This window comes from Streptomyces sp. NPDC037271, from assembly GCF_055603605.1.
Map to the genome: position 1 here is coordinate 13,522 of NZ_JBVJVN010000035.1, position 19,513 is coordinate 33,034.

Genomic DNA, 19,513 nt, shown 5'->3' on the forward strand with positions numbered 1-19,513 from the left:
CTGGCCGTCTTCGGCTGAGCCGACGCGCCGTCACCTTCCGCCCGTGGAGCGGCGACCACGGGGACCCCACTGTCGCCGCTCCACGGTCCCCCTCGGTTCCCCCGTCCTCAGGGTGTATCCAACTCCGCCCTCCTGTTCACCCGTCCGGGCAGGCGCTCGGAGTGAACCGGGGGAGTGGAAGGGGGCGCGTTCGCCAGGGGATCTGTCCCGCTGATCATCACGTGCCTACCGTCGAACGCACAGCACGGGTGTACGGCGGGGAGGTTCGACGATGGCGTCGCGCAACCGGTCCCGGGAGGCGACGGGCGGCAGGGCAGGACAGCGGACCCGGGACGGCTCCCGGGACCCGCGCGGTGGGCTCCTGGACGTCCGGGACGCCGACCCGACGCGACGCGCGCCCGACGACGCGCTGATCAGCGTCCACGACCTCGCCGGCCGCCCGCGCGGCACGGGCTTCGCCGCCGACCACCACGGCACGGTGATCACCAGTCACGAAGCGGTCGACGGTCTGCCCCGGCTGGTGCTGAGCTCCGCCGACCACCGCCGCCGCGTCGTGGCCGCCGCCGACGTGACCCCGCTGCCCGCCCTCGGCCTGGCTCTCGTACGCACCGAGGGCCTCGGTGTCGGGCCGCTGCCCGTCACCGTGCGGGACAGGGTCGAGGCCGGCACCTACGTCCGGATCGCCGCCGGCGGCTGGCGCGAGGCCCGCGTCCTGGGCACCACCGACGTCCACTACGCGGCCACCGACCGCTTCCACGTCCTCGGCGACGCCCTGGAGCTCGCGCTCGGCACATCGGGGAGGGACGCGCTGCGCCTCGGAGGCGGCGCGGCCGGCGGACCGGTGCTCGACATCGCGACCGGCGCCGTGCTCGGCGTCGTCGGCACCGCCCTCAGCTCCGGACACAGCGACGTCGGCTTCGCCGTGCCGCTGCGTCCGGCCCCCGGTCCCCTCGCCGACCTCCTCGCCGAGAACGCGGCGACGGTCCCGGCGTACGGCGCCGACCTCAATTTGGCGGGCGTACTCGCACTCGCGGCGACTTCGGTGGGGCAGGACGGTCCGCCGGAGATGCCGACGGGGGGCGGGGGCGGGGGCGTGGTCCTCGACGATGGGCTCACAGTCGGTGCGGGTGCGGGTGCGGGTGCGGGTGCGGGTGCGGGTGCCGGTGCAGTCCTCGGCCTCGGTCGCCATGCCGGTTCCGACGCCGGCCCGGACACCGGCCCGGGGCCTGTGGTGCCGGTCGAGCGGGCGGGCGTGACGCGGGAGTTCGCCGCCTTCGCCGCGAGCCGCGCCAGTGTGCTCGCACTGGTCGGCGCGCCCGGAAGCGGCCGTACGACCGAGCTGGCGGCGCTCGCCGACCGCCGCTCCCGTGGCACGGAACCGGCGCCCACGCTGTGGCTGCGCGGCGCCGATCTGCGCGACGACGACATGTCGCTGGCGGACGCGGCACGCAGGACGTTGGCCCGGGCCGCCCGCATCGTGGCCGCCTCGGACCGCTCCCGCCCCGCCGGCCTCGGCGACATCACCCCGGAGCGCCTCGCCCGCCTGGCCCGTTCCGCCGGGCGGCCTCTCCTGCTCCTTCTCGACGGCCCCGAGGAGATGCCGCCCGTCCTGGCCCACCGCCTTCCCGAGTGGACCGAGGGCACGGCGACGTGGCTGCGGGAGACGGGGGCACGGCTCGTCGTGGCATGCCGGGCGGAGTACTGGGAGCGGGCGGGGGCCGAGTTCCCGCGGGAGCTGTTGTACGGGGCGGGGACGGGGGAGTGGGCCGCCGGGCGCGGCGCCGGGCGTGTTGCCGGGCCGTCGCCGTCCGGGCCGTCGTCGTCCGGGCAGGCTGTGGGCGGGGCGGCGTCGTCCGGGCGGGGCGTGGGCGTGCCGTCGCCTCGGACGGTCCCCACCGGGGAGCTCCGGTGCGAGTCGGTCCTCGAAGGGCCGTGCCCGTGGCCTCACGTCACCGGGGGACTGCCGCCCGGGGTGGCGGGCGGTGGGAACTGTTCCGCCCCCGGGGCGGGAGAGGCGCAGTGCGCGGGGCCGGTCGGTGAAGCACCTCGGCCGGGTCCCACGGCCGGTGGCCAGGGTCCCGCGGCCGGTGGGCAGGGTCCCGCGGCCGGTGAGCCGGGTCCCTCCTCCGGGGTGGCCGACGGGGTGCCCCGGCCGAAGGGGACGACCGTCGCGAGACCAACGTCCGGGCCGGATGCCAGTGGTCCTCGGCCGGATGCCGGTGGTCCTCGGCCGGATGCCGGTGGTCCTCGGCCGGATGCCGGTGGTCCTCGGCCGGATGCCGGTGGTCCCCGGCCGGATGCCGGTGGCCACCGGTCGCATGCCGCCGGCCACCGGCTGGAAGCAGCCGATCACCGGCCGGATTCCGCCGAGCCCGGGGCCGGCGCCCTGGGCGCGGGCCTTCCGCCCTGCGTCCGGCTCGGCGACCTGCGGGACGACGAGGCCAGAGAGGCGCGCGCACGCTACCGCGTACCGGAAGGCGCCCTCGCCGACCCGGACGGCCGGCACCCCCTCACCCTCCGCCTGCTTTCGGAGGTCCGCCGCGCCCTCCCCGGCTCACCACCCCCCGTCCGCGTCGACCGGGAGACGGTCTTCACGGTTTACCTGGACCTGATGTGCCTGCGCGTCGCGACCCGGCTGGCCGGGGAGAACGGCCTGCGCGGCAGCGCCGTACGCCGACTAGCCGCCAAGGTCTGCGGGCAGGTCCACGAGGCGGCCCGGCGCAGTCTCGGCCCCGGGCAGGGCGAGCTCGACCGGGAGTCGTTCGAGGCGGTGTTCCCGTGGGGGCCCGCCCCCGCCCGGCTGGGCGGCGGCACCGGATGGGCGACCGCGGTGCTCGCCGAAGGCCTCCTCGTACCCGCCGGTGACGGCTACCGCTTCGCCCACGAGGAACTCGCCGACTGGATCCAGGGCACCCACCTCGACCTGGACGAAGCCTTGCGCGCCCTCGTCCACCGCCGCGGCGCCCCGCACGACACGCGCACCCTCTCCGTGCCGCACCACCGCATCGGCCCCGTCACCGAGGCCGTGCTGCTCCTGGCCCGCCAGCACGGCATCCCCCAGCTCGCGCTGACCCTCGAAGAACTGGTGACCGCCCTCGACGCCGACCCGCACTCCTGGTGGGCCGCCCGGCTCCTCGCCGAAGTGCTGACGCGCGTGCCCGACGCGACGCCGTACACGGACGTGCTGCGGCTGCTGGCCGACGGCATCGTGGACCGGCGGGGCGAAGGAAGGGCCGCGCCCGGGGAGTTCGGACCCGACTTCTGGACGGCGCTGCGACTGCCGGAGGCCACGCTCCTGGACCTGCTGCGCCGCCTCGTCCTCGCGGACGGCCCCCCGCACGAGCCCGGACCCCGCCACCTCGACACCGTCGCCGGACTCCTCGCGACCGACACGGCGGCCGTACAGCCACTCCTCGTCCGCTGGTTCGACGACGAACGTCCGCTGCCCGCCACCCCGCACGCGACCGTCGCGACCGCCGCGCAGGCGCTGCTGCACACGCACCGCCACCGTGGCCTGGACGGCCTCACCGAGGTACTCGTCGACAGTACGCACCGGCGGGCCGACGAACTGCTCGCCGTCCTGGCCGAGGAGGAGCCGTCCGCGCTCTGCCGGGCCGTCGAGCGGTGGGCGCGCGACGAGCGGCCGGCACGGCGGGCGGCGGCCGTGACCCACGGCCTGCGCACCGCCCCGCACGGACGCACCGCCGCCGACCGCACCCTGCTCCGCCACGCCGCCCTGGTCCTGCTCGCCGACCCCGCCGACAGCCGCCTGCGCGGCGGGGCGCTCGCCCTGCTCGTCCAGGACCCCGGCAGCCGCGACCGCCACCTCCCGCGAGCGCTCGGCCACTTCGCGGCGGGCGACCCCTGCATCCCGCCGAGTGCGGTGGCCGCCGCCCTGCCGACCCATCCGGAGCCCGTCCTCGACGCCTTCCGGGCCCGGTTGCGGGGCCCGGACGCGGGGGAGGCGCTGCGCAGACTCGCCGACGCCACCACGCCCGCGCTGGCCCGCCGGGTCGCCGTACTCGTCGGGGAGGCCGTGGCGGAGCGCCCCGGTACCGCCGGGCACGTGGCCGCGTACGTCGACCGGCGCCTCGACCGGGACCTGGTGGCCCGCGCCGTACTCCACCCCCTGGTCACCGGCCTGCTGGACGACGGTCCCGGGGCCGTGCGGGCCGCGCTCGCCGGTGTTCTCGCCGTCGACGGCGCCCCCGGCCGCGCCTCGCTCCGCCGCGAGCTGCGCGAACACCTCCTCGCCCACGAGGACGACCCCGCCGTCATCGAGGCCCTCCTGCGCGCGGCCGCCCAGTGCGGCCGGGACGACCTGCGCGCCCTCGTCCACCGCACCGGCCTCCTCCTGCTCCGCACCCCGGACGGCGCCACCCGCTTCGACCACGCCCTGGTCGACCTGGCCCGCCACCTCCCGGGTTTCGCCGCCCGCGTCACCGGCTGGCTGGCCGACGCACCCCAGGACTGGGCCGCGCTGGTGGGCCCCAGCGCCCGCCGCACGATCGAGAACCTGGCGGGCGCACGGGTCCCCGCCTGAGGGCGACCCGGTCCGCGCGGCGTGCATCCGGCCCGCGCCGCGTGCACCCGGTCACAGCACCGATGCCGATGCGGGCGGGTGCCGCGGGGCATGGCACCCTTAGACCTGCGTAAGAGGCACCCACGGAACCACCGAGGAGCAGACACAGTGCAGCGCTGGCGTGGCTTGGAGGACATCCCCGAGGACTGGGGACGCAGCGTCGTCACCATCGGCTCCTACGACGGCGTCCACCGCGGGCACCAGCTGATCATCAAGCACGCCGTGGACCGCGCCCGCGAGCTGGGTGTCCCCGCCGTCGTCGTCACCTTCGACCCGCACCCCAGCGAGGTCGTCCGCCCCGGCAGCCACCCGCCGCTGCTCGCCCCGCACCACCGCCGCGCCGAACTGATGGCGGACCTGGGCGTGGACGCGGTGCTGATCCTCCCCTTCACCACCGAGTTCTCGAAGCTGTCCGCGGCCGACTTCGTGGTCAAGGTCCTGGTCGACCGGCTGCGCGCCAAGGCGGTCGTGGAGGGCCCCAACTTCCGCTTCGGCCACAAGGCCGCCGGGAACGTCGAGTTCCTCGTCGGACAGGGCAAGGTCTACGACTTCGAGGTCGAGATCGTGGACCTGTACGTGACCGGTGACGCGGGTGGCGGCGAACCCTTCTCCTCGACCCTGACCCGCCGCCTGGTCGCCGAGGGCGACGTCGCGGGCGCCGCGGAGATCCTGGGCCGCCCGCACCGTGTCGAGGGCGTCGTCGTCCGGGGTGCCCAGCGCGGCCGTGAGATGGGTTTCCCCACGGCCAACGTCGAGACCCTCCCGTACACCGCCGTCCCGGCCGACGGCGTCTACGCCGGCTGGCTGCACGCCCAGGGCGAGGCGATGCCGGCCGCGATCTCCGTCGGCACCAACCCGCAGTTCGAGGGCACCGAGCGCACGGTGGAGGCGTACGCCATCGACCGTGTCGGCCTCGACCTGTACGGCCTGCACGTCGCCGTGGACTTCGTGGCCTTCGTACGCGGACAGGCGAAGTTCGAGACTCTGGACGCGCTTCTCGAGCAGATGGCCGAGGACGTCGACCGGTGCCGGGAGCTGGTCGCGGCGGCGTCCTGACGCCTTCTCTTCCCCGCCGGCGACGCTGCGTCGCCACCACGCCGAAGGGCGGCCGGTGCTGGTGAGCACCGGCCGCCCTTCGGCGTCAGGGGTTACTGCTGCGGTGGCAGGGGAGGCGTCTGCCCCGGTTGCGGATATCCGTAACCGGGCTGCTGCGGGTACGGCTGTCCCGGCTGCTGCGGGTACGGCTGCCCGGCGGGTTGCTGCGGGTAGTGCTGTCCGGGCTGGGGTGGTCCGGGCTGAGGCTGCCCGGGCTCGGCGTACTGGCCAGGCTGTCCGGGCACACCGGGCTGTCCCGGCATGGGCTGCTGTCCCGGCATGGGCTGCTGTCCCGGCACGGGCTGTTGACCGGGCATGGGCTGGCCGGGCATGGGCTGATCCGGGAAGTTCTGGCCCGGGAAGTTCTGGCCCGGCAGCGGTGGTGCGGCCACCGGCGGCGGGTTGCCGTTGGACGTCCACAGGCCGTGCGACTGCTGGTGCCGTACGAAGTCCTCGGCGACCATCGCCGAGAGGTTGAAGTACGCCTCCCGCACCTTCGGCCGCATCATGTCCAGGTCGACCTCCGCACCGGCGGCCAGGTGCTCGTCGAACGGCACCACGACGACGCCCCGGCACCGCGTCTGGAAGTGGGCGACGATGTCGTCGACCTTGATCATCTTTCCGGTCTCGCGGACCCCCGAGATGACGGTGATGGACCGCGAGACGAGGTCGGCGTACCCGTGCGCGGACAGCCAGTCCAGCGTCGTACTGGCGCTGCTCGCACCGTCCACGGACGGCGTCGAGATGATGATCAGCTGGTCGGCGAGGTCGAGCACGCCGCGCATGGCGCTGTAGAGCAGGCCGGTACCCGAGTCGGTGAGGATGATCGGGTACTGCTTGCCCAGCACGTCGATCGCGCGCCGGTAGTCCTCGTCGTTGAAGGTCGTGGACACGGCCGGGTCGACGTCATTGGCGATGATCTCCAGCCCGGAGGAGGCCTGGGAGGTGAACCGCCGGATGTCCATGTACGAGTTGAGGTGCGGGATCGCCTGGACGAGGTCGCGGATGGTGGCCCCGGTCTCCCGGCGCACCCGGCGGCCGAGCGTGCCGGCGTCCGGGTTGGCGTCGATCGCGAGGATCTTGTCCTGCCGCTCGGTGGCGAGCGTGGAGCCGAGCGCGGTGGTGGTTGTCGTCTTGCCGACGCCGCCCTTGAGGCTGATGACGGCGATGCGGTAGCAGGACAGCACCGGGGTGCGGATCAGCTCCAGCTTCCGCTGCCGCTCGGCCTCCTCCTTCTTGCCGCCCAGCTTGAAACGCGAACCGCCGGCCGCGGGACGGCTGCTCTTCGCCTTCTGCTTCTTGTTGTTGAGCAGCCGGTCGGACGACAGCTCCACGGCCGCGGTGTAACCCAGCGGTGCGGCACCCGGGTTGGTGGGCTGACGCTGGTCGTGCTGCATGGGCTGGGGCCAGGCGGCGCCGAGACGCGGGTCGGCGGGCTGCTGATACTGCGGGGACTGGTCCGGCTGACCGGGCTGACCGGGCTGCATCGACTGCGGCGCATGAGGCGCCTGATGCGGCTGCTGGGCGGAGGGGACCGGCGGGACGTGGCCCTGCGCGGGCATCGGCTGGGCCTGCGGAGCCTGCGGGGCGAAGCCCTGCTGAGCGGCCGGCGGCATCTGGGCGCCGCCCTGGGGCTGCGCCTGGTGCGGTACGCCGGGCTGCGGCTGCGGCTGCGGCTGCGGCTGCTCCGGCGACTGGCCGTACGGCGCGGGCCCCTGCGGGAAGCCGTAACCACCCGGCTGCGCCGGGGGCTGTGGGGCCGACGCACCGGGCTGCGGGAACCCGTAACCGGCGGCGTCTGACGCCGGGGCGGGAGCACCGCCCGGCTGCGGGGCCGGAGGCTGCGGGGCCACCGGAGGCGTCGCACCCGGCTGCGGGAAGCCGTAGCCCGGCTGCGAGGGTGCCTGGCTCGGCGGCATCGGCGCGGCGGCCGGCGGGTTCCACGCGGCGGGCGCCGGCTGCGGAGCCTGCGGCTGGAAAGGAGGCTGCTGGGCCGGTACGCCGTGCTGCTCCGGTACGGCGGGGGCAGACTGCGGCTGCGCGGGCCACTGATACGCAGGCGCGGGCGCTACCGGAGGGTACGCCGGAGCCAACGGCGGAACTCCGCCCTGAGCCGCAGGCGGTACGTCGGCCGGAACGACGTCTTCCGGCACGCTGTCGGCGGGGGCGGCGTCGGTCAGTACGGCCTCCACGGACTCCGCGGTGGGCGTCGTGACGTCCGGCGAGGGCTGGGCGTCCTCGGGGTGGGGCACCGCGTCCTCGGGCTCGGGCGCGGCCACCGGAGCGGCCTGAGCAACCGGCCCGTGCCCTACGTCTTGGGCGGAACCGGCGAGGCCGGACCCGCCCATGCCGTTCTCCGCAGCGTCGGAAGAGTCGGAAGCGTCGTCGGCGTCGTCGGGCACGTCGGAGTCGAAACCACCGTCGCCCGCCGCACCGGGCCCGCCGGCCGCGACGGCCTCGACCGCCGAGCCGTCCTGTCCGCCGGTGTCGGCGTCGGCGAGTCCGGGACCGTCGGCACGCTCGTGTTCCACGGCGTCGTCCGCCCCGGCGAAGGTCTCGTCCGGGGTGTCCACACCGGCCTCGTCCGAAGCGATCGCCGCGTCGCCCTCGTACGCCGGCTCGGGTACGTCGGCCTCGTGATCGTCGGCCTCGGGTGCACCGGCCGCGGCTACGCCGGCCGCGGGCTCCGGCCGCGTGTCCCGCCCGGCGTCGTCCGCCGCGGCACGCTCGGCGATCTCCCGCTTCAGGGCGACCGCGGAGAACCGCATGGTGGCGCCGCTCTCGAGGTCGCCGTTGTCGGGCTCCGGTTCGCCGGCGGGCGGGGGAGCGGGGGCCTGGAGCTGGAACCCGCCGGCCGGAAATGCCGGAACGGCCGTGGGATAGACCGGATCCGCGGCAGGAGCCGGGGCCGCCGCGGCCTCCGGTTCGGACCGCACCTGCGGTTGCGGCTCGGGCTCGAACTCCGGCCGCCCCTGCGTCTGCTGCGGTTCGAACCCACTCCCGACAGGCAACCGGGGCACCCCGGTCGGCGGCGCGGGCGGCGTGAACGGCGCTCCCGGACCCGGCGGGGGCGGCGGAGTGAACGGCGCCCCCGGGGCCGGAGTCGGAAAGGCGGAAGGGGCGTTGGACGCAGCCGCGTGCGGCGACGGAGTCAGCCCCGGCAGCGGCGGAACCGGCCCACGAGGAGCAGGCGGAGCCGAAGGAGTGGAAGAAGCGGACGAAGTGGTAGCAGAAGTAGCAGAAGGATTGGAAGAAGGAGTAGAAGAAGGAGCGGCAGCAGAGGAACCGGCACCCGAACTCTCCGCCGAGCCCGCCCCCTGCCCGTGAGCCTGCCCCTGAGCCGAGTCGCCCGACGCGTTCTGGGTGTACCAGGCGGGCGGCGCGTAGTCGATGGTGAACTCGCCAGTCGTCTCAATCGCTGACTCCGCGTCGGGTTGGTCATCGCCGGGTGTAGCCCAGCCCCCGCGGTTCCCGTCCCGATCGCTGCTCACAGTTCCTCCTGGTGTGGTCGAGCACCCTCATGCCGTGCTTGCACGACCGTTTTTGTCGTCCGACGTTGTCCGAAGTGAAACGAGGTCGTCCGATCGTCGGCCCTCCCCGTACGACGTCGACGCCCGGTCCACGGGTCTGGCGTCGCGCCGGACACCAGCCTAATCACGAGTGGCCCGACATCGTCAGGCCCCTTCCCCCTGCGCGCTCCAGCACCCAGCGTCACAACTCACGCAGAAAGCGTCGGCTTTCATGCGATATTTAGCGAAATTGGACATGCAGGTCAATGTGCTGTGTCAGTCCATCCGCCGAGGCATACCGAGGAGGCCGGTCTCCGTATCGGTCGGCTGCGTCATCACGTACTGCCGGTCCCTGTCCGTGCACCACAGGGTGACTCCGTCGGCGAGTGTCGGCAGTGCCTCGTATTCGGATCGGGACAAGCCGGTCAAGCGTCCGACCTCTACCGATTCGTCCGGCGAGATGCGCTGCACACCCACCAGGCGTGCCTGCCGTATCAACCGCGGTGCGACCGGACTCAGGTAGGGCAGCAGCGTCAGTACCGACTGCCAGGGCGCCGAGACCACCCGTCCACGCGGCGGACGCATGCCGCAGTCCCGGACGACCAGGACCGGACTCGTCGCTGTGGCGCCCAGTGGAGGCACCCGGCCCACATCGTGCACGGTTATGCCGGCCTGGCCACCCCCGACGGCCTGGACCACTTGCGCCCAGTGCCCCGGGCGGCCCGTCTCGACGACCACTCTCGCTCCGGTCGCCGCCACCCGCAGCGCCAGAACCTGCGCGGTCCACAGCCCCCCGATGAACAGGACATCGAACGGCGTCGGCCGGTTCACTCCGAGCACGGCCGGCCGGCCGTCACTGTTGACGCCCACCACGACGCCGTCGTCCCCGATGGGCAGGGCGAGCGAGTCGAGCTGGTCCTTGGACAGTGTGTGCCGAGAATGACGAGGGCCCAGCAGGCCGAATCCAGTGCGCAGACGCTCCCGCAGGTCCGTGACCGGCTGCCCGGAGGTAGCGACCGGACCAGTGGGAGTGGTGGACGGCGTAGAGACCATCAGCGGGCACCTCCGAGCGGCAGGGTGGCGAGCATGCCGGGCAGTTGCTCGCGATCCAGACGTACGATCCCGGTCCGCGCCTGGCGCGCGGCATCTTCCAGACCTCGGCGTGCGTCGGCCAACTCCGTGCTGCTGCGGCCGGTGACCCGTACGTGTCCCGCGATCGCCACGTCCTGATGGCCACTCGGGGCCAGGGTGAGGCTGAACGTGGTCGCCAGCGCGGGCACCGCCGTCAACTTTGCCACCAGCTGGGGCAACCCGACATCCTCACCGCCCAATTGGGGCCAGCGACGCACCCAGTACGTGGTGTGCCGCCGGTTGTCGCAACGCCAGCTCCGGCTCGACTCCTCCGTCCGCCGCCGGGGTGCGTCGCCCTGCCCCGCCTGGACGGTCACCATCGGGTTGGCACACATCGAGGTGGCGAGGGCGGACGACAGCTCCTCCTCGGTCAGCAGGTTCACCCGAAACGCGGCACCTGTCAGACGGCTGGACAGGTGATCCGCCGACCGCACCAGACACTTCTGCGCCCCTGACAGCCCGCCGCCGCGCGCGGCCACGGCGTCGGGACACAGCTCGGGATCGAGCTTCAGCGCGATCCACATGATGCGGACGGCGGGGGACGCGACATCGGACTGCAACTGCGCGTAGTTGGTCACCACGACCGACTGCCGCGGCAGGTGGGGCGCGGGCGCGGTCTGCGTGTGCAACACGATCTGCGCCGATTCCAGACGAATGCCGTCCACGTCGAGCGCGTCCCGGACCAGGGCGAGCGGGAGGGGTCGGTGGCCGCGCTCGGCACGCAGCGCCCCGGCATCGGCCTCCACCTGAAGCACGGCGGTGAGGAAGCCCCCGTCACCCACCATGCCCACCGGCCGACGGTCGCGCTCGTCCCGGTGGACAAAGCTGTACGTGCGCAGGTTCGGCTCACACTCCACCGCCGGGAGCAGGCCGGCGTCGATGCCCTGCGGTACCGGAACCCGCGCTGCGCTGCGGCGGCGGGCACGCAACGCGAGGTGGCTGGCCAGCCACTCGGGCAGCGAGCGCCGCCGACGACGTACCACCGCCAGAAGCACCAGCACCACGGCGACGGCCACTGACGGCACCATCGCCACCGGCCCGATGAGCCAGCCGCACACAGCGAGCGCGGCGGCCAATTCCAGCAGCACCAGCCGCTGCAGGGTGGAGGAACCGCCGCGTGCCGGACGCGCCTGCAGATGCGGTGTGACAGAGGTCCGGACAGCCGACGCTGTGCGTCCGGCGTTCGGCGGACCGTCGGGACGGCGGGACGCCGAATGCGTGCGTGACCGGGCCCGCGACGCGGAAGCCATCACTTCAAATCCCCCGAACTCTCACCGAAGATATTGTGCTCAGCACACGGCAGGCTTCGGAAGCCTACCCGTGCCCCATGCACCGGACGGCAACAGGCATAGTAGGGGCCGGGTCTGACAGCCGGGGTTCTACAGGCATCCGGAGCGGGAGAGGGACAAGTGGCGATCACTTCCCCCCCCCCCGGCTCCGCCACGCCCTCGTACGGGGAGATAACGAAGACACATGGCATCACGGCGCGATGAACTGAACGCCTACACCTTCGCGAAGCGCCGCACACTCGCGTCTTTTCTGCAGCCGTCACCCTCCGGTTCGGAGGAAGGCGCCCCCAGACCGCTGCGGGCGATCGTCCCCGGTGCGGTCGTCGGCATCGTCGTCCTCGCCGTGTTCGGTGCGATCGGTCTGTTCAGCCCGACCGCACCGAAGGGCTGGGACGAGGCCGGAGGCCACGTGATTGTGGCCAGCGACTCCACGACGCGGTACGTCGTCCTGAAGACCGACGGGAAGAAGCAACTGCATCCCGTCCTGAACATGGCCTCCGCCAAACTCCTCCTCGACCCCGACAAGGACAACGTCATCACGGTCGACGAGGGCGTCCTCGACAGCGGCGATCCACCCCACGGCGCCACGATCGGCATTCCTTACGCCCCCGATCGGCTGCCGGGCCCCGACGAGGCCGGACAGACCAAGCATTGGGCGGTCTGCGAACGACCCGGCCCCGGTGGCCGGGCCATCCAGAAGGCGGCGTTCGTACTCGCCGAGAAGGAGTGGCATCGGACGGAGGGCAAGAACAAGCTCAAGGGGGGCGACTTGATGTACGTCGTCGGACCGGACGGTACCTCCGAGTACGTGGTCGACTCCCGCGGCTTTGCCTACCCGCTGGCCGACCCGGCCGACAAGGAACTCCTCAAGGCTCTGGACACCCAGGGCCGGGCCCCCCAACGCGTGTCCCAGCAATGGCTGGACACCCTCCACAAGGGCGACCCGATCGACATCCCGGAGATCAAGGGCACGCCCGGCGCGACTGCCGGTGCCTCCGACGCGCTCGGGCAGTACGACAAGGTGGGCATGGTCATCAAGGCGTACGACGGTCGGCGCATGCAGTACTACGTTGTGCAGAGCGGCGCCGTGGCCCGCGTCTCGGAGTTCACGGCCACCCTGTTCCTCAACAGCGGCGCCCTCGTCGACGTCGGGCAGGCAGGTGAGGCGCAACAGGTCAGCCCTGGCGCGGTCGTCGACAGCGTCGAGTTCGAGGGCCAACGCAACTGGCCGTCGTACCGCCCGAAGACGGTCAACGACGGCACCTCCTCGACCTCCGGCCGCAACACCGTCTGCAACATCTTGCGCTCGGTGGACGCCAAGAACGGCACCACCACCCTCTCCACCTGGGCGAGCACCGACTTCCCCGCCCAACTGCCCACCGGCTCCTCCAGCGCGTACGTGACCCCGGGCTCCGGGCAGCTCTACCGCCAGTTCCAGGGCAGCGAGACGAAGGCGGGCGGCGTCTTCCTGGTCACCGACACCGGACTGCGCTACGCCCTGCAGTCCAACAGCGACAGCGCCGACGATGACAAGGGCATCGGCACCTCCGACAAGAAGCGCGAGCAGCAACTGAGCGAGTCCCGGATCGCCCAGACGAGGCTCGGTTACGAGGACGTGGACCCCTCACCCGTTCCGGTGCAGTGGTCGACGTTCCTGCCCACCGGCCCACGCCTGTCCGAGGCGGCAGCACGGCAGCCGCAGGGCTCGTGACGCCAGTGTCCGTCCAGAAGAGCGAAACCATGCAGAAGCAGAAGACTAGACACCCGATCCGGACACTGGCGACCGCCGTGCTCGCCGCCTCGGTGCTCACCGCGCCGACCGTGCTCACGCTCCTGACCGCAGCCCCCGCGGCACGGGCGGCCGACGGCGGGCAGTGCACGTTTCCCTCCAAAGACTACGAGGGAAGGCCGTGGGCCCTCCAACGCGTCAACCTGGACGAGCTGTGGGCGCAGTCGAAGGGCAAGGGCGTTCAGGTCGCTGTGATCGACACGGGTGTCGACATGAAGCACCCGCAGCTCACTGACGCCGTGGACGCGTCCAAGGGCAGGAACTACCTGCCGGAGAAGGACGACAAGGGCGAGAAGATCGAACGGGGTAACGCCCACGGCACCACCGACACCGTCGGCCACGGCACACGCGTGGCCGGCATCATCGCGGCCCGCCCCGCCAAGGGCACCGGGTTTGTCGGCCTGGCCCCAGAGGCCACGATCATCCCCATCAAGCAGAACGACGCTGAGGGCAACGGCACGGCCGACACCCTCGCGACGTCGATCCGGCACGCCGTGGACGCGGGCGCCGACGTCATCAACATCTCCCAGGACACGGCCAAGGCGGTGAAACCCGCCTCGACCCTGGAGTCGGCCGTTGACTACGCCCTGGACAAGGAGGTCGTGGTCGTCGCGTCGGCGGGCAACGACGGCCTGGGAGGCAAGGACAAGACGACATACCCGGCCTCCTACGACGGCGTCCTCGCCGTCGCCTCCTCCGACCGCAACAACGAACGCGCGTCCTTCTCCCAGGCCGGCGAGTTCGTGGGCGTGGCGGCCCCCGGCGTCGACATGATCTCCACCGTCCCCGGTGGCGGCCACTGCTCCGACAACGGCACCAGCTTCTCCGCTCCCTACGTGGCGGCGGTGGCGGCGCTGCTGAAGTCGGCGCACCCCAAGTGGACGGCCGAGCAGATCGTCGCCCAGATCGAGCAGACCGCCGAACGCTCCATCCCCGGTCACGACCGCCTCGTCGGCTGGGGCGTGATCGATCCGGTCAAGGCCCTGACGGACGTGAATCCGACCCACCCGGTGGAGTCCCCCACGGCCGAGAAGCCAGACACCCACGCCAAGGCCCCCGACGTCCCTCCCCTCCACCTCGGCGAAACCGCCAAGGAACGTAACACCCGCCTGGGCACCTACGTGGCCGTCGGCGCCCTGGTCCTGGCCGCTGGCCTCGGCGGCACGGCGGTGGCGGTACGGGACTCACGGCGGCGCGGAGACACGACGCGGTCGAACTGACGGCGTCGATCACGCCGCCCAACGAGCTCGTTAGGCGGGATCCAGCACGGGCTTCGCGGGAAGCCCGCCATTCTTCTCACAGCCTAGTTCCTTGGCCATGGCCAGCGAAAAGGAGTGCGCCACGGTCGCGTAGGCGTCCTTCAACGCCTTGACGTTGCCTTCGGGCTCCGTCGGCATGCCCCAGTGCTCCACGCCGATGGTGACGTGAGCCGTACTCGTGGAGTTGGGGAACCTGTCGCTCCGGCATGAGAACCAGACCGACGCCCTGTTCGCCGCTGCCAGGGTGCGCTCCCCCATCTTCAGCACGGTGAGATCGGAGGCCGGAGTTCCTGTCGGGAGGGCGTCGGTTAGCCCCCAGGTGACACGGACCGCGAAATCTGACGTACCGTCGTCCGTGTAGATGCGGCAGACGTCGTCGCGCCCGTCGGTGGCGACGGGAAACGCCTTGACGAGGTCCGTCGCGGCTCGCGCGACGGTGGACCTCTCCGCCGTCGTCCCGAACCGTGATGAGCCCGTGATCACCTTCAGTGCCTTGGATGCCTGGGAGGACACGGCGTCACCACCGCACAGTTGTGTCCCCACCAGAGCCTTGTCGGTCGCCTCGTCGTCTCCGCCCCCACCGCAACCTGTGGCCCCGAGACATAGCAGACCGGCCACGGCCGTGGTAAGGAGTCCAACGCGCACTGGCCTACGACTGATCACTATCCGCATCCTTACGTGTCCGGTCCTCGCCCCCGGCCTCAGCCGGTCTGCGGGCGGTTGCCCTGCTGGTTCTCCCGGTCGTTGCCGACCCCGTAGCCGATCAGCATCGATTCGCGAAGGTCCTGTGCGAACGTGCTGTTACTGGGGTCCGGGACGTGGCGCCCCAGAAACTCCTCCATCGGTGCCTCGGCCAGGGTCTCACCGGCAGTGAAGATCGTCATTCTCTCCTCGTCGGTGAGTTCCTCCATCTTCTCCTTGTGCCCATCCACGGCGTTGTCGGATATGTCGCCGACCAACTGGCCGATGAGCTGTTCGGCAGCGCCACTGGCGGTATCGGTCGCCAGCGGGATGAGCACCGCGGCCGTGCCCACGGCAGCGGTTGCGGGAAGGAAGGCGACGCCCGCCGCGATGCCAGCTGCGGCTCCGAACTCGACCCAGCCCGCCCGCTCGGCGACCGCCTTCTCGTAGTCCTCGTGCGTCTTGAGGTTGGTCGCCTCCACCTGGTCGGCCCGGGACTGGTCGAGCATGCCCTGTACCTCGGCGCCCGTGCGCACGGCCGCCCTGGCCCTGGCCTCGACCTCCTCGGTGATCTTTCCGTCGGGGCCCACTGACCCTTCGAGCACACTGCGGGTGTAGACCTGCTCCGCGGTCGCGACCGTCGCGTAGGCGTCCGGATGCTGGCCGAGGGTGCTGAGGAAGCCCCGTACGACGCTCCGCCCGTTCCCGTCCACGGTGTCCGAGAAGTCGATGTGCCCGTCCAGGTTCTTGCCCGGCGCGAACACGCTGTCCGCATCGTTCTTGGCCAGCGCCCAGTTGATGTCGTCGATGTAGCCGGCACCCATGACACCCAGGCTGTCGGCCATCGCCTCGTGGCGCTCCTTGAGGAGGCCCGGGTCATCGGCGTACTTCTCCATGACCTGCTGCATGACCGCGGCGTTGTCCTCGTCCCGCACCACGCCGGTGTCCGGGTGCCCGGCCGGGTAACCGAGGGTCGCTGCCTCCAAGGCGTGACCGAGGGCGTCGGGCATGTAGTCGAGAGACGCCTCGAGCTCCTTCGGGTCCAGCGAGTTGACATCGCCGAAGGACTCCCACTTCTCGTTGGTGAAGAAGTCGAGGTAGTTGTCGATCACCTCGCCGTCCTTGTCCTTGCCGAGGTCGGCCGTGGCACCGCGGTTGACCGTACCGTCCTCGTTGTACGCGGTGGGGGGGTCGGTGAAGAACATCTTCGCCGCTTCCGGGCTGTTGCCGAGCGCCTCCAGCATGGCGGTGGTCGGCTCGTAGCCGGCGCCGTTCACTCCCGAGGGGTTGTACGGGTTCTTGAGCCAGCTGTTCACCATCTTGGTCTCGGCGAACAGGTCAGGCTTCTTCGCGTGCAGTTGCGCCACGTGTTCCGCGATCGGGTTGAGGAATTTCGCGTCGTAGTTCCCGTACCGCATGATCCCGCCGAGCAGCTGATATCCGAAGGGCCCTCCCGGGTCGTGCTTGGACAGCGCGATGTGCTCCGTGCCCAACTTGCGAAGCTCCGGGCCCCACTTGTCGGTGAACGCCTTGTCGTGGGAGGCGGTGGCCAGGTTGAGGCCGAGGTTCTTCTGGAGCTCCTGGACGTCCTTGAGGCGCTCCGCGTCGACCTTGCTGTAGTCATACGTGTCCGTGGCGAGCTGACCGAAGAACGCGAGAGACTTCTCGGGGCCGAGTTTCTCGTAGAAGTACTTGGAGAACTCCACCGACGAACTGTTGTCCTTCAACAGCTCGTTGAGCCTCACCAGGTCCTTGTGGGAGATGTCCCGGCCCTGCGCTGCCAGGGCCGCGGCACGGGCGGCCTCCTCTTGGTCCAGCTTCGTGTACTTGGGGGCGCCGAAGTCCTTGCGGCCGGTGGCGTTGGCCGCAAGGGTGTTGTTCAAGGAGACGTCGGTGTCGTTGCAGTTGTCGACGATGAGGTCGATCTTCTTCTGCCACGACTCGATGTTCTTCTTCTCCTCCTGCAGGAGCTTGCTGTAGTCGGGGTCGTGGCGCGCCGCGGGGATCTCGGACAACGGCTGCTTCGCCGCGACCTTGCCTTTGCCGTCCACGCGGATGCCGGCCTCGGGGCCCTCGTGGTCCCTGATACTGACCAGGTCGTCCTTGGCCTTCTTGATGGCCGTGTAGCCCTCTTGAAGGATCCGGTGCACGCCCTTGGCCTCGACCACGGCGTCCGCGAACTCCTTGACGGTCTTGCCGATGAACGCCTTGGTGACACCTGCGTTGACGCCCTCCCAGGCTGCCTTGTCCGCCTTGGCCTTCATTCCATCGGTGGCGTCGGTGGCGAGAGTGTCCAGTTTTCTCGCCATTTCCGACCAGTCGTCGACCGCGGTTTTCAGCTTCCCCAACGGGGCGTCGATGATGTCCTCGTACTTCAGCATGCTGCGTGCTCCCCCGAGCGCTACTTCATGTATTCCGTGAGCACGGAGATCCGGGTCAGATCCCCCTCGACCTTCGCCTCGTCCTTGGCGTGCCGGGCCTTGCTGTAATCGAGGTGATTCGAGATCTGCGCGCAGGCGTCCAGCAACGTCCTCAGATGGGTCTGCCAGTTGTCGTGCACCTTCAGCAACCCCGAACCGCTCACGAAGTTCCCGTTGGTCAGCGCCGTCGCAGCGTCGAACGTGGAGGCACGGGCGTGGTCACCGTCCTTCGTCAGCCGTCCCAGCAGGTCATACGCGTCGTTGCCGATGGCGCCGAGGTCGTCCCGGTGGACCACCAGGCCCTTCCCGCCGCCACCTCCGCCACCCTCGGCCGGAAGGCTGTCGATCTGCATGGCAGTCCGCTCGGCCACCGCCTCGCGCAGTTGGGCCCATTCTTGCTGGAACGTCACGAATCCCCCAATTCCATCCGGGCAGGCCACTGCGCCGTACCCGCTCGCCCATGGACCTGATCACCTGACGTATATCATCACTCGGCCGCGGGGTGACCGGTAGCCGAGAGCCCGGCCGCGCCTCTGGCTGGGTTGGGGGCCGCGTGGGCAGCGGTGGGAATGTTGCGGGTCCTTGGCGTGGCCCTGATAGCCCCCGCGCTGCGGGCCGCGGTGGGCCGGGATCGGCTGACGACGACGCCTCCCACCCCGAGACCACCGCGTCGCCGACGAGCGGCAAGGAAGTCCCCGTCGCGATCACCTCGGTCGAGCCCCGACTCCTGCCGGCGAAACCGCTGCTCGGCGCTCTGCCGCCGGAGCCCACAGACAACGCTGCGTTCACCGAACGGGCGCCATGGCCACGATGGGTAAACGCAGCGTGGCCATGCCGGGCCGCCGCGGAAGACCAGTGCCGCGTGCGAGGGCGGCAAGGTTACGCGGGGCTGCTCAGGAGCGAATCGGACGAGGTCGGGGTGGGAGGTCGACCCCGACGGCGAATGGGGCGTCGTGGTCATCGGGCCCCTGGGTGACCGCTGAAGCTGCAGGCGGCCGGATGCGGCCAGGACCTGGTCTGAAGAAATGTGCCAATTGCGGGCGAAGGCCTTGATGTTCGGGCAAGCGGTGTGCGGCTTTGCGGCCGTTGGGGTCGGGAGGGGCGTAGACGAGGGAGGGTGCTGCCTCGATGGTTGAACGTCGAAACCGGTGTCCGCGACCGCAACAGGGCTGGCGCAAATAGAGGTTGGGGGTCGCCTACCCGATGGCTACAGTGGCGATCTCTTGCAGTTACGATCAGTTGTACGCGCGAGCGGCTCAGTCTGGCTCGGGCGATGGATGTACGGGGAAGCGGGGGAGGTAGCAGCATGCTTCCGGTGGAAATGGTGGGAGGGGCGTCCGCCGGTAGGGCGGCCGACTTGGAGGTCACTGGTGAGGCGCTCTCGACGTTCGTGAAGCGAGTGGACAGCGCACTCCGCAATCTTGAAGGTTCGGCCGGCGATCCGTCACGCATCGGTGCACAGAGGATCAAGCCCTCTTCGCTCAGCAGCGGCAGCGCGGCCGCATTCCCGGAGGCCCACGCGTTGTACCTCCAGTACAACCGGGTCCACGAAGAGCTCACCAGCCTCTCAAAGACGCTGCACCTTCAGATCGAGGCGATCGGCATCGCCGTCAGGGGTGCGCACGTGGGCTTCGACAACCTCGAAGAGGAACAGCGCCTGCGCTTCGCGCAGATCCAGACGCAGATCAAGCAGATCGAGGACGCCAAGGGCGAGACTCTGCGCAGCAACCAGACGGCTACCAGCGGGAGTCTTTAACG

11 protein-coding genes are annotated in these 19,513 nt (G+C 71.3%); 5 read left to right on the forward strand and 6 right to left on the reverse strand.

Translation table 11 applies throughout. The features are described 5' to 3' along the window. Positions 1-271 precede the first annotated feature (271 nt). Both ACZ7G3_RS34025 and ACZ7G3_RS34030 read left to right on the forward strand, forming a co-directional pair. The gene (locus ACZ7G3_RS34025; RefSeq protein ID WP_470930374.1) at positions 272-4,543 is read left to right on the forward strand and encodes a hypothetical protein; all 4,272 of its coding nucleotides are present in this window, start codon (positions 272-274) and stop codon (positions 4,541-4,543) included. 147 nt (positions 4,544-4,690) lie between these two features. Further along, positions 4,691-5,638, forward strand: coding sequence for a bifunctional riboflavin kinase/FAD synthetase (locus ACZ7G3_RS34030; protein ID WP_426602156.1), 948 nt, complete (start codon positions 4,691-4,693; stop codon positions 5,636-5,638). Positions 5,639-5,730: 92 nt separating this feature from the next. On the opposite strand, the gene ACZ7G3_RS34035 is transcribed toward ACZ7G3_RS34030, so the two are convergent. The 3 genes from ACZ7G3_RS34035 to eccE all read right to left on the reverse strand — a co-directional run bounded on the left by ACZ7G3_RS34035 (position 5,731) and on the right by eccE (position 11,567). Next, a complete protein-coding gene (locus tag ACZ7G3_RS34035; RefSeq protein WP_470930376.1) occupies positions 5,731-9,168 on the reverse strand; it encodes an SCO5717 family growth-regulating ATPase in 3,438 nt (1,145 codons plus the stop codon). Positions 9,169-9,462: 294 nt separating this feature from the next. Then, entirely contained in the window at positions 9,463-10,239 is a 777-nt protein-coding gene (locus ACZ7G3_RS34040; protein ID WP_470930378.1) for a hypothetical protein, read from the reverse strand. Further along, complete coding sequence (gene eccE, locus ACZ7G3_RS34045) at positions 10,239-11,567, reverse strand: type VII secretion protein EccE (RefSeq protein ID WP_470930380.1); 1,329 nt, start codon at positions 11,565-11,567, stop codon at positions 10,239-10,241. Before eccE ends, ACZ7G3_RS34040 begins: the two co-directional genes overlap by 1 nt. Positions 11,568-11,790: 223 nt before the next feature. Between eccE and eccB the strand changes: the two genes are divergently transcribed. Together eccB and mycP are read left to right on the forward strand one after the other, a co-directional pair. Further along, the gene (eccB, locus tag ACZ7G3_RS34050; RefSeq protein WP_470930382.1) at positions 11,791-13,317 is read left to right on the forward strand and encodes a type VII secretion protein EccB; all 1,527 of its coding nucleotides are present in this window, start codon (positions 11,791-11,793) and stop codon (positions 13,315-13,317) included. A 29-nt stretch (positions 13,318-13,346) separates the two neighbouring features. Continuing rightward, positions 13,347-14,615 carry a type VII secretion-associated serine protease mycosin gene (mycP, locus tag ACZ7G3_RS34055; RefSeq protein WP_470930384.1) on the forward strand — a complete coding sequence of 423 codons (1,269 nt, stop codon included), beginning with the start codon at positions 13,347-13,349 and terminating at the stop codon, positions 14,613-14,615. Positions 14,616-14,645: 30 nt separating this feature from the next. Here the strand turns inward: mycP and ACZ7G3_RS34060 are convergent, their stop codons facing one another. The 3 genes from ACZ7G3_RS34060 to ACZ7G3_RS34070 form a co-directional block, all read right to left on the reverse strand. Then, complete coding sequence (locus tag ACZ7G3_RS34060) at positions 14,646-15,167, reverse strand: hypothetical protein (RefSeq protein WP_470930386.1); 522 nt, start codon at positions 15,165-15,167, stop codon at positions 14,646-14,648. A gap of 188 nt (positions 15,168-15,355) precedes the next feature. Further along, a complete protein-coding gene (locus tag ACZ7G3_RS34065; RefSeq protein WP_470930388.1) occupies positions 15,356-17,716 on the reverse strand; it encodes a hypothetical protein in 2,361 nt (786 codons plus the stop codon). Positions 17,717-17,736: 20 nt separating this feature from the next. Further along, a complete protein-coding gene (locus ACZ7G3_RS34070; RefSeq protein WP_470930390.1) occupies positions 17,737-18,165 on the reverse strand; it encodes a hypothetical protein in 429 nt (142 codons plus the stop codon). A gap of 896 nt (positions 18,166-19,061) precedes the next feature. Here ACZ7G3_RS34070 and ACZ7G3_RS34075 point away from each other — a divergent pair. Next, a complete protein-coding gene (locus ACZ7G3_RS34075) occupies positions 19,062-19,511 on the forward strand; it encodes a hypothetical protein (RefSeq protein ID WP_470930392.1) in 450 nt (149 codons plus the stop codon). The last annotated feature ends 2 nt before the right edge of the window (positions 19,512-19,513 follow it).